The 10,138-nt window shown below is 41.7% G+C and carries 13 protein-coding genes and 1 pseudogene; 10 read left to right on the plus strand and 4 right to left on the minus strand.

Translation table 11 applies throughout. The features are described 5' to 3' along the window. The 7 genes and pseudogenes from DXA97_RS18905 to DXA97_RS18930 all read left to right on the plus strand — a co-directional run. Positions 1-533, plus strand: a pseudogene (locus DXA97_RS18905) (hypothetical protein); the annotation flags it as partial. Between the two features lie 240 nt (positions 534-773). Continuing rightward, the gene (locus DXA97_RS18910; RefSeq protein ID WP_101882249.1) at positions 774-1,382 is read left to right on the plus strand and encodes a type IV toxin-antitoxin system AbiEi family antitoxin domain-containing protein; all 609 of its coding nucleotides are present in this window, start codon (positions 774-776) and stop codon (positions 1,380-1,382) included. After that, on the plus strand, positions 1,382-2,314 hold the full coding sequence (locus DXA97_RS18915) for a nucleotidyl transferase AbiEii/AbiGii toxin family protein (protein ID WP_118721411.1): 933 nt from the start codon (positions 1,382-1,384) through the stop codon (positions 2,312-2,314). Before DXA97_RS18910 ends, DXA97_RS18915 begins: the two co-directional genes overlap by 1 nt. Next, positions 2,298-2,981 (plus strand): hypothetical protein, encoded by a 684-nt coding sequence (locus DXA97_RS21335; RefSeq protein ID WP_243107770.1) that lies wholly within the window; start codon positions 2,298-2,300, stop codon positions 2,979-2,981. The genes DXA97_RS18915 and DXA97_RS21335 overlap by 17 nt, the downstream gene beginning before the upstream one ends. A gap of 99 nt (positions 2,982-3,080) precedes the next feature. Continuing rightward, positions 3,081-3,452 (plus strand): ABC-three component system protein, encoded by a 372-nt coding sequence (locus tag DXA97_RS21340; protein ID WP_347561708.1) that lies wholly within the window; start codon positions 3,081-3,083, stop codon positions 3,450-3,452. After that, the gene (locus DXA97_RS18925) at positions 3,439-3,927 is read left to right on the plus strand and encodes a three component ABC system middle component (RefSeq protein ID WP_117628830.1); all 489 of its coding nucleotides are present in this window, start codon (positions 3,439-3,441) and stop codon (positions 3,925-3,927) included. Before DXA97_RS21340 ends, DXA97_RS18925 begins: the two co-directional genes overlap by 14 nt. Next, the gene (locus DXA97_RS18930; RefSeq protein WP_243107772.1) at positions 3,924-4,946 is read left to right on the plus strand and encodes a hypothetical protein; all 1,023 of its coding nucleotides are present in this window, start codon (positions 3,924-3,926) and stop codon (positions 4,944-4,946) included. Before DXA97_RS18925 ends, DXA97_RS18930 begins: the two co-directional genes overlap by 4 nt. 406 nt (positions 4,947-5,352) lie before the next feature. Here DXA97_RS18930 and DXA97_RS18940 read toward each other — a convergent pair whose 3' ends face one another. The 4 genes from DXA97_RS18940 to DXA97_RS18955 form a co-directional block, all read right to left on the minus strand. Beyond that, a complete protein-coding gene (locus tag DXA97_RS18940) occupies positions 5,353-5,739 on the minus strand; it encodes a hypothetical protein (RefSeq protein WP_055080834.1) in 387 nt (128 codons plus the stop codon). Between the two features lie 240 nt (positions 5,740-5,979). Continuing rightward, the gene (locus DXA97_RS18945) at positions 5,980-6,408 is read right to left on the minus strand and encodes a hypothetical protein (RefSeq protein WP_243107773.1); all 429 of its coding nucleotides are present in this window, start codon (positions 6,406-6,408) and stop codon (positions 5,980-5,982) included. Then, complete coding sequence (locus tag DXA97_RS18950; RefSeq protein ID WP_117502928.1) at positions 6,339-7,139, minus strand: helix-turn-helix transcriptional regulator; 801 nt, start codon at positions 7,137-7,139, stop codon at positions 6,339-6,341. The genes DXA97_RS18945 and DXA97_RS18950 overlap by 70 nt, the downstream gene beginning before the upstream one ends. 83 nt (positions 7,140-7,222) lie before the next feature. Continuing rightward, entirely contained in the window at positions 7,223-7,612 is a 390-nt protein-coding gene (locus DXA97_RS18955) for a hypothetical protein (protein ID WP_117502927.1), read from the minus strand. Between the two features lie 504 nt (positions 7,613-8,116). Between DXA97_RS18955 and DXA97_RS18960 the strand changes: the two genes are divergently transcribed. The 3 genes from DXA97_RS18960 to mobV all read left to right on the plus strand — a co-directional run. Further along, entirely contained in the window at positions 8,117-8,530 is a 414-nt protein-coding gene (locus DXA97_RS18960; protein ID WP_117502926.1) for a cysteine-rich VLP domain-containing protein, read from the plus strand. Positions 8,531-8,641: 111 nt separating this feature from the next. Then, positions 8,642-9,037, plus strand: a complete 396-nt coding sequence (locus DXA97_RS18965) for a replication initiator protein A (RefSeq protein ID WP_002566027.1) — start codon at positions 8,642-8,644, stop codon at positions 9,035-9,037. A 185-nt stretch (positions 9,038-9,222) separates the two neighbouring features. After that, positions 9,223-10,138 (plus strand): MobV family relaxase (gene mobV / locus DXA97_RS18975; RefSeq protein ID WP_118721413.1); only part of this gene is annotated, 916 nt, incomplete at its 3' end.

Consider the following 10,138-nt stretch of genomic DNA (forward strand, 5'->3'; position numbering starts at 1 on the left):
TGATCTTTGATAATGCTACTGGTGTTGGACGCAGGATCGGTGATATGATTCACGAAACAGAACTTTTTTCCCGTTTTCGTGCTCATTACCATTTCCGTGTCCGGTTCTGTAACCCTTATTCTGGATGGGAAAAGGGAAATGTGGAACGCAAGGTGGATTATAACAGGGCAAACCTCTTTAATACAGTCGAGACGCTTGTACTGCTTTCCCACAAAAAACCAGACGGACATATCAACGTAAAAGTTGAGTTTGGCGAGGGTGAGGGAAAAGTTCCGCTTGATGATATCGCTCAAAGAGCAGAAAGCTACAAGCCCAAGGAACGAGTGACCTACAAAATGATAAAGGAGTACATAGAAGCTAAATACGGCTTCAAAGTACATACCGCATATATCGCAGAGGTAAAGAGAGATTTAGGCTTGCCAATGTATGATGCTCCTAATGCGGTAGAAGAATTGAAACAGCCAAGGAAGCATCCGACAGCGGAGAAAGTGGAAGCGATAAAGGATGCGTTGAAGCATTTTGAAGTGATTTAATGAGGATAGGCGTATCATTAGAAATAGTGGTACGCTTATTTTTTTACATAGTTGTCTTTTCGTTGACTAATATTTTATTTGGTTATAAAAGCGGAGGACAGATTTTATACTAAACTGCCTAATTGATAGAATTAAAAGCGTTCACTTTGTTATTATTGACTTAAAGAGAAAAATCAAATATAATATAGTAAAGTGCCCAATCGTTGACTTGATTAGGGGCGATTAAATAGAGGTGAAGATATGCTTCAAAATAAAGATATTGAGACACTGAGAATGTTGTTTAGCAGTCATAATTATGTTATGACTACTGCTGAACTTACAGCTTCAAAGTTATACTATGCAGATATAAAACAACTTTTAGATGAAGGATTGATTGAAAGAGTCAGGCGAGGTTACTATCACTGGACTCAAGATTATGGAGAAAGTGAAGTTGTCATTATCAATCGATTGTTTCCCGATGCAGTGCTCTGTATGGAGACTGCCCTATTCTATTATAGATACAGTGACAGAAATCCTGCCGAATGGAACTTTGCAATAGATAAAAATGTCTCTAAGCGGCGAACAAAAATCGATTATCCGTTTATAAAGGCATATCGTGTAGAGTCAGAGTTGGTTACGCTGGGCGAAACCGAAGGTGAAATTGATTTCCACAAAGTCCGCATTTATGACCGTGACCGTACTATTTGCGATGTGCTGCGAAATATGAACAAGATAGATAAGGAGGTTTTTAATAAAGCAGTACAAGGCTATGTTAAGGACCCGAAAAAGAATATACCGAATCTTATAGAATATGCGAAAGTTTTGCGTGTTCAAACGCGTGTAAAAGAATTGATTGGAGTGTGGTTGTAATGGCAGATATAGCAGCTTCCGTTCTGGCAAAGCTGAGAAATAAAGCAAAAGCTTCTGGTATCAGTTACCAGCAATGTTTGCAGCTTTTTGTGCAGGAAGAATTTTTGAGAAAGTTATCAAAATCTGGGTGTGAGGATACGCTTATACTCAAAGGTGGATTGTTCATTTATACTTTAACTAATTTTGAAAGTAGAGCAACAATTGATGTCGATTTCTTGCTCCGTGGATACTCTAATACAATAGATGATGTAAAAGAGTTGATTTGTATAATCATCGACACGCCGACTGGTAACGATTATATAGAAATGCGAGCAAAAGGCTTTGAAGAGATTTCTCCGCAAAGAAAATATCACGGTATCAGTACACAAATTATTGCTCAAATAAAAAATGTGCGTGTGCCGTTTAATGTTGATATAGGAGTGGGCGATATTATAGTCCCCCGTGCCGAAGAACGCACAATCAACACTCAGCTTCCAGATTTTGAAGCACCTGTAATCAAAACTTATTCCCTTGAAAGCACCATTGCCGAGAAGTTTGATGCCATACTGCAACGCTTTGAACTGACAGGCAGGATGAAAGATTTTTATGACATCTATTATCTTTCAAGGACATTCGATTTTGAGGGTGCAAAATTGCAGGCAGCTATATTTGAAACCTTACAGCGGCGTGGCACTCCCTATGACAGAGATAGTTTTAAGCGTGTTGTTGCACTTGCCGATGATGAAGATATGCAGAAGCGTTGGAAATTCTTTTTGAAAACCATAAAAGATAACACACTTGAGTTTCCATTTGTCATTGAAGAAATCCAGACTTTTCTTGAGCCTGTGTTTGATGCGATAGTGAATGAGAAAGAGTGGCAAAACATATGGAAAGGCAATGCGAAAAAATGGTCAAATCTGAAGGGAGGTATTGACCGTGACAAGAGCAGTTAATGATGCAACATTGCAAAAAGCTGGTGATATATACCAGTATCTAATAGCTTTAAGAGATTGCTTCGAATTGAACGATGGCGATACTCTGCAAATTGAGACAAATGGTGATGTGAGCATTATAAATGATGTGGGTGGTTGCTTTCAGAGAGAAGTAAAACATCATTTTGGGAATACATCTATTTCGGACAGAGATATAGATTTTTGGAAGACACTTGCAAATTGGTATGTAGACTATGAGCGTGTAAAAAACTTTTCCAATTATATACTCAGTACTACAGCTACAATAAAAAGTGATTCTCCGTTTCATAGTTGGAATAATATAAAAAAGACTGAGAAATTAAAATGCTTAAAAGACATAGGAGCTACCTCTAAGAAAACTGAAGAAACATTCAGGAATCAATATAATAGAATTTTCGGTGACTCTTATGACGAAAGTCGCCTTTTGGAAATATTAGATAAATTTACGATTGAAGCTGCAAAAACTTCAATAGACGGTATATCGAATGAATTTTCTAAATATGTAGGTCACATTCCTTCCGAAAATAGAGACGGATATATAGGTGCTTTGCTTGGCGAAATATTAATAAAAGTTAAGGAACCCCCGCATAAATGGGAGGTGACCAAGTCAGCATTTGATGAAATTCTACAGATACAATCAGCAGCATAGGGAACAAAAGGAACTGCGCCACTTCCAAATGAGTACGCAAAAGCAGTTGTTCCTAAAGACAAAATTACTACACTAGAACAGAAAAAATTTGTTGCTTCTATTCGTGAGATTAAGTATGACAAAATGATTCCAAATGCAATGTCAGATTATTGGAAAGCTGATTTAACCGTTGCCAAATATTTTAGGGACAACCTTATGTATTTAGAAAGTCTTGAATCATATATGGAAGATTTGTCTGCAAAGATGCAATATAGTAAAGCGAATAGCGATTTGAATGCTGAAGGAGCAACCGAGGAAGGACAAATAAGAATTTCAAAGCAGCTTTACAATGGTGTAATGAGTTGGGATGCGAATGATTTTGGCTCTATTATTCGTAATCAAGGATACTTTCAGCGAGGAGTTATACATAACATAGTGGACGAAACAGATTTCAAATGGAAAGTAGGTGAAGAAAAGAATGAGCATAAATAACATCAAAAAGCTTTCAATGAATCCTCATTTTTATTCTTTACTAATGCAGAGTTTTCTTTCTGGTTACGAAAAACCTTGTGAGATAAAATTACCGTTTATGGCAATTCCAATTTTACTGTATGCTGAATCACGAGAAAAATTAGTAAATGCAAATAGAAGAAGTCGAATAGATACTTTGTTTCAGTCCCCTCAAATTATTGATGAACGTAAGATTTCTGGTAAAACAAGGTTATCTGGCTATATTGACAGATATAATTCACTTAAACCATATTGTAAAGAAGCAATTATTATTTTATCTTCCGAAGGAAAAATAGCCTTTAACAATCACAAGATTGTCCTTATCAAGAAAATTGATTACAAAGATTTTGAGGGAGCTATCAAAGATTGGATTAAATGTGCATTTTACCTTGGAGTTGTGTTTTCAAAAACCACCGAAGACCATTTATCTTTCTTTTTAGGAGTTGATACAAAATGAAAAGTTATATAAAAGCTATTATTATATTTAATAAAAATGGCGAAAAAAGAGTAGTTCCACTTGAGCAAGGAGTAAATATAATCACTGGCGAATCCAAAACAGGTAAAAGTGCATTAGTTGAGATAATTGATTATTGCTTGTGCAGTACTCGTTGTACAATACCAAAAGGCAAAATAACCGACTTTTCGTATCTTTATACTCTTGTAATGGCTATAGATGATAATACCTATGTTATCGCTCGTTATAATTGGGATGATGGCAGCAAAATGCATTTTTCTAAAGAAGCAAAGGGCTTTGAACCTGAAAATTTGGAGTTAAGCTATTTTGTAGAAAAACCGGCTTTGCCGTATAAAGATGTAAAAAATGAGATTGAATGTGCATTAGGCTTATTTGTGACAAATATGGCTACCGATGCTGACCAACAAGGGAAAAAAGCGTCATTAAGAAATATGGTTTCTTACTTGTTTCAACATCAAAACTTAATGGCAAGTAAGTTTGCGTTATTCTATCGGTTCTCAGATTTTTATAAAAGAAAAGATGTGATAGACCAATTTCCTGTTTTTGCAGGTATGATTAGTCAAGAGTATTATAGCGACTTAATTCAATTAAATACATTAAAAGCTCAATTGAAACAAAAATACAAAAAACAGAAAGCTAATGAAAAAAGCACTGCATATATTAAAGAAAATCTTTCGCCGTTATTAACGGATTATTTTGCATTGCTTGAACAGGATTTTGACGGAAAAATTTCAGTACAGAAAATGCTTAAAATAGCTTCTGATTTACCAGAGTTCGATGACACGCAACTTTTTGGTGAAAATAAAATAGCTGAACGTTACAGTGAATTAAATGCCGTATTAGAAAATCTCAGAAATGAAGAACGAGAAATCTTATTAAAAATTAAAAATATAGATAATGCTTTTGATACAGGCAGTTCTTTTACTCAAATGTTAGGTCAGTTTACAAGGAACTACACGCAGACCACGAAACGGGGGCTGCTGACAACAAATAAAGGCTGAGTATCAAGCACCGAAAAAGTGCGAGATATTCAGCCTGTTTTGTTGTCCGGGGTTTCCAAAGGGGCTTGCCCCTTGGCACACGACTTTGCTTGCAAAGTGTAGTGTGTTATACGCTCTGTCGGCGTTGCTGCGAAAATGAGGTTGCCGCCGGGTCGGGCAAGGGCATTTGAAGCAGCAGGAAAACAGGGCTGTGATTGCGTGTCGTGGAGCCGCAAGCGCAGGGCTGGTTTCGTCAGCAGACAGGGCGTATATGAAAGCCCCCGTTCCTCGTCCCACGCCGGACTTCGGGACAAAATGTCCCGAACTTGTGGACACACTCACAAAAAGCAAACAGATTTTTCTCTCAAAATTGGAATGGGCGGGGAAGCCATTTTAGGGCTTTGCTATCTCCCTGATAAATGAGAAGTTAAGTTTCGTCCATATATATTTTTACCTCGATGTATTCATGATTTCTTGCATAAGCAAACGACGCTGATTTTCTGATATAGTCAAATATATTTTCGTCTAAATCTTCGTCCCATGTTGTTTCGCTGAAAATTTTATTTTCAGCGGTTGGCTTATACAAGATGACTACATGGATTTGATAAAACTCTTCATCATCATTTGAAAACTGTCGAACTAATGAAATTTGAAAAAATGGTTCTTTTGAAAAAGCAGTAAATGTTCCGGTTTCAAATAAAACCATATCTTCTTCAAGCGGTGTGCTGCACATCTGCTCAAAAACATCAACTATTTCTTCCACAGACATTTTATCCGTTATCTTATCTTCTAAAAACTTAATCAAGTTCTCCATTGATTTTCCTCCTGTAAATTCTTATTTATTGTTCTCTACTTCCGTCCCCGCTGTGGATTTGGATTTTTCAGCAAATCTGACTTATCAGTTCTTAGAAATGGGCGGGAAGCCATTTTAGGGCTTTCCCGCCTTGATTGCCCATTAGCAAAGACGGGCGGGGCTGTCAACGGCGGCGCATGAAATGCGCCGTTCATCTTGACCGTTGACTGGCTCGACTGGCTTTGCTATCTCCCAAACAAGTTATTGTTTGTTGTTTTCCCAATTATCTAAACGGGCTTGCATAGTTTCTCGCCATTCTTCACTTGGACAAGCAGTAATCAATTTTCGATACTCTTCACTTGATGGTGCTTCTATCAGATAAGACTCTACCAATTTTAGCAAATCCCACTCTACTCCATACATTCCACCTTCGGGGAAAATGTCAATCAATACGCCTACTTCTTCTCTTGTCAATGGCGTTTTTACATTGGAGAGCAATTCGTCATACATGTTGATGGTTTCTTCTGTAGGGTCATCTTTCACTGCGTCTGGCATTTGACCGAGAAGTTTCAATTTTATAATTGCCTCCTGCACCTTTACTCCCTCCAATTTTTCGTTCTCTATTTTCTCCCCCGCTGTGGGTTCGGATTTTTCAGCAAGTCCGACTTCTGTGCAATCTTTTTCAGCCACTTCTTTTCTTCCTCGGACAGCTTTTTCAAATTCAGCTTGAGCCGCTTACAGATAAACGCCAAAGCCGCTTGCTCCGGGTCGCTGTCTGGACTGGCAGTTTCCTCGGCGGTCTGCAAGAAATCCTCCAGCGGATTGTCCTCCGGAACGCTGAAAAAATCGTCCTTATGGGCTTCCCGCAGGTCAAGGGCTATCTTGTTTATGTCTTGCTGTATCACATAGCGGCAAAAGCTGTCATCGTCAATATGGGCGGCGACAAGCTGCCTTAACTGCGGGTCGGACAAGCCGGGATTGTGCTGCTTCATAATGGTTGCGCTCATAATATCCACAATGGCATTTGCGCTCTGTACCTGCTTGACTGCCGTTCCGTTCACATAGATTTCAAGGTCAGCCATTAGCCGGGGGAAATCCGGGTGTACCGCCAGCTCACACAAGAGGGAAGTATCCACCCGCCCACTTTTCAATAGTTCAATCATATCATCACTCAAGCGCAGGTCTGCAAGATCGGCGTTTGGGTGATTTCTTGTTTGGGACAGCCCCAGCAGATAATCGGCAGTCACGCCGTAAAACTTCGCCAGCTTGATAATGGCATAGTGGCTGATGTCCTTGAAGTCCTTTGCTTCATAACTGCCCAGTGCAGACTTGGAGAGATTTACCTGTTCCTCAAGCTGCTCCAGCGTCAGCCCACGCTCCACACGCAGGTCTTTCAATCGTTCTTGTATGGATAGTTCCATGCTCCCCCTCCTTGTCTGCTTGATAGTCAAAAATATTTCTAATTTTCTCGCAGATAATTCACTGATATTGTCAACTGCTCATTTTACTCGGTAGCACAAAGCTCATTCATTTTTGGAATCAGTAATTTATCCATCCACTGACAAACAATCTCAAAGGTATTATCAATTTTTTCTTCATTTCCTATGTCAAGATATATTTCATTGTCTCTTAAACTGTAAAACAGCGGTTGTGTGTTGAGGTCTGGTTTGGCATAACCATAAGGGTCGTATGGACGAGTGTTGATTATATAGCAAACCTCTATACTTATGCTATCCTTTGTGTTCCCGCCGAATGAGGAAAACGCAATCATATAGGTGAAATTTTTACTGTGCCTCGTAAGTGTTTTGTCAGATTTTTTATACTTAAAGCCTAAATGTCCGTACTTTCCTTGCAACTTGTTTCCAAGTATTTGCATTGCTTCGTTAAAGTTCATTGTGCCTCCTCCATTTTTCCATCGTGAAAATGAATATATCTTTTCAAATATCCATTTATAAAGGCTTTCCTATCTCCTATTTATCACTCATTATTTCTATTCTACCACAATTCCGAGAGCGTGGAAATAGAAAGTTTTCCGGGCTGATTTCCGACTTTATGGATATACGGGGCGGGCGGTCATTTAGGTGTAGACTTATCTTAGTTCATCGATGAGCCGCACCTTGAAAAATGAATGACCGTCCGAAAAGGAATACCCCGGCAGGGGAAGCACCGCTACGAGCCACTTCGGGACAAAATGTCCCGAAGTCCGGGGAGCGTGCCTCGTCGCCACAAGCTGCGTATCATTCGCTTCCGCCAAATGGCGAAAGCTCACTCGCTCCGCTGTGGCTCCTCTCCCCACAAAGTCCAACGACTTTGTGGGGGCCCCTGTTGGGAACACGCCGCAGGAATGGGGCAGGAAGCCTTTTTGGGGAGAACGGCAACAGAAAAATGGAGGGAACACATGAGAGAGAACCCATATAAACGACTGCCGCCCATAGAGCGCAAACCGGACGGCTCCCTCTACCGTATGACGCCGGCGCAGCGGAAACAGGCAAACAGCCTGATACGCCGGGAGTGCTGCTGTTATGAGGACGGGAACTGTATGTTCCTTGACGATGGGGACACCTGCACCTGTCCGCAGACGGTTTCTTTCTCGGTCTGCTGTAAGTGGTTCCGCTGGGCGGTCTTGCCGCTGGACGGGACGCTGGAAGCGGAGATTTTCCGGGATAAGGACTTGAAACGCTGTGCGGTCTGCGGCGGTGTGTTCGTCCCTAAATCCAACCGGGCAAAATACTGCCCCGGCTGTGCCGCCAGAGTTCACAGGCGGCAGAAAACAGAAAGTGAACGGAAAAGGAGGTCTTGTGTGGACAGTTAGGGGCTGAAAAGTCCTTGATTTACAAGGCTTTACAAGCACAGAACAGGGGCAGGCAATAGAAACTACCGTCTGCCTCCGAAAACGGACTTCTAACCGTCCACAAAACACAATATGACAAACACCATTTATATCCATCAGCCGGAAAAAGCGGTCAGCTTTACCCGGCTTCCCAATTTCCTTTTTGAAGCCCCCACATTCATGCCCCTGTCCAACGAAGCAAAGGTACTGTATGCCTTTATCCTGCGCCGGACAGACCTGTCCCGAAAAAACGGGTGGGTGGACGAATACGGGCGGATTTACCTCTACTATCCCATCAACGAGGTAGTGGAGCTGCTCCACTGCGGGCGGCAGAAAGCGGTCAACACCCTGCGGGAACTGCAATACGCCGGACTGGTGGAAATCCAGAAGCAGGGCTGTGGAAAACCCAATCGCATTTACCCAAAATCCTACGAAGCGGTTCCAAACACCGACTTCAAGAAATACGGTTATGGAACGCCGGAGGACTGAAAACCGCACTCCACAAGTACGATAATCAATCCTCTTGAAGTACGAAAATCGGACGGTATATAGAAATACAGAGATTAAAACGATTTTATTTATATCTTATCCATTCCTATCCGATCCGAGATATTTTCTGCGGGATTTTCCTGTGGAAAAGTCCCGGAAAGGAACGGAACGGGGAAAGGAGTTTCATGGCACAACACGCAATTTTGCGATTTGAAAAACACAAGGGCAATCCGGCAAGACCGCTGGAAGCCCATCACGAACGGCAAAAGGAACAGTACGCCAGCAATCCCGACATTGACACCAGCCGGAGCAAGTACAATTTCCACATCGTCAAGCCGGAGGGACGCTATTACCACTTCATTCAAAGCCGCATTGAACAAGCTGGCTGCCGCACCCGCAGGGACAGCACCCGTTTTGTGGATACGCTGATTACCGCCAGCCCGGAATTTTTTAAGAAGAAGTCCCCAAAGGAGATACAGGAATTTTTCCAGAGGGCGGCTGATTTCTTAATCGGGCGTGTAGGGAAAGAAAATATCGTGTCGGCGGTGGTACACATGGACGAGAAAACGCCCCACCTGCATTTGGTCTTTGTCCCTCTGACAGAGGACAACCGCCTGTGTGCAAAGGAGATTATAGGGAATAGAGCCAACCTCACAAAATGGCAGGACGATTTTCACGCCTATATGGTGGAGAAATATCCCGACTTGGAGCGTGGGGAAAGTGCCAGCAAGACAGGCAGGAAGCATATCCCCACCCGTCTGTTCAAGCAGGCGGTCAATCTCTCCAAACAGGCAAGAGCCATTGAAGCCACGCTGGGCGATATTACCCCGTTCAACGCCGGAAAGAAAAAAGAGGAAGCCCTCTCCCTGCTGAAAAAATGGTTTCCGCAGATGGAGAACTTCTCCGGTCAGCTCAAAAAATACAAGGTTACAATAAACGACCTTTTAGCAGAAAATGAACAGTTGGAAGCCAGAGCCAAAGCCAGCGAAAAGGGCAAGATGAAAGATACGATGGAACGGGCAAAGCTGGAAAGCGAGCTGAAAGACATTCAGCGGCTGGTAGACCGTATCCCGCCGGAGGTGCTGGCAGAACTGAAACGGC

The organism is Clostridium sp. OF09-36 (assembly GCF_003481985.1).
Taxonomy (GTDB): domain Bacteria; phylum Bacillota; class Clostridia; order Lachnospirales; family Lachnospiraceae; genus Brotaphodocola.

Coding starts and splice junctions, on each gene's coding strand:
- DXA97_RS18910 (WP_101882249.1), top strand. CDS start 774: ATGCTTCAAAATAAAGATATTGAGACACTGAGAATGTTGTTTAGCAGT.
- DXA97_RS18915 (WP_118721411.1), top strand. CDS start 1,382: ATGGCAGATATAGCAGCTTCCGTTCTGGCAAAGCTGAGAAATAAAGCA.
- DXA97_RS18925 (WP_117628830.1), top strand. CDS start 3,439: ATGAGCATAAATAACATCAAAAAGCTTTCAATGAATCCTCATTTTTAT.
- DXA97_RS18930 (WP_243107772.1), top strand. CDS start 3,924: ATGAAAAGTTATATAAAAGCTATTATTATATTTAATAAAAATGGCGAA.
- DXA97_RS18940 (WP_055080834.1), bottom strand. CDS start 5,739: ATGGAGAACTTGATTAAGTTTTTAGAAGATAAGATAACGGATAAAATG.
- DXA97_RS18950 (WP_117502928.1), bottom strand. CDS start 7,139: ATGGAACTATCCATACAAGAACGATTGAAAGACCTGCGTGTGGAGCGT.
- DXA97_RS18955 (WP_117502927.1), bottom strand. CDS start 7,612: ATGAACTTTAACGAAGCAATGCAAATACTTGGAAACAAGTTGCAAGGA.
- DXA97_RS18960 (WP_117502926.1), top strand. CDS start 8,117: ATGAGAGAGAACCCATATAAACGACTGCCGCCCATAGAGCGCAAACCG.
- DXA97_RS18965 (WP_002566027.1), top strand. CDS start 8,642: ATGACAAACACCATTTATATCCATCAGCCGGAAAAAGCGGTCAGCTTT.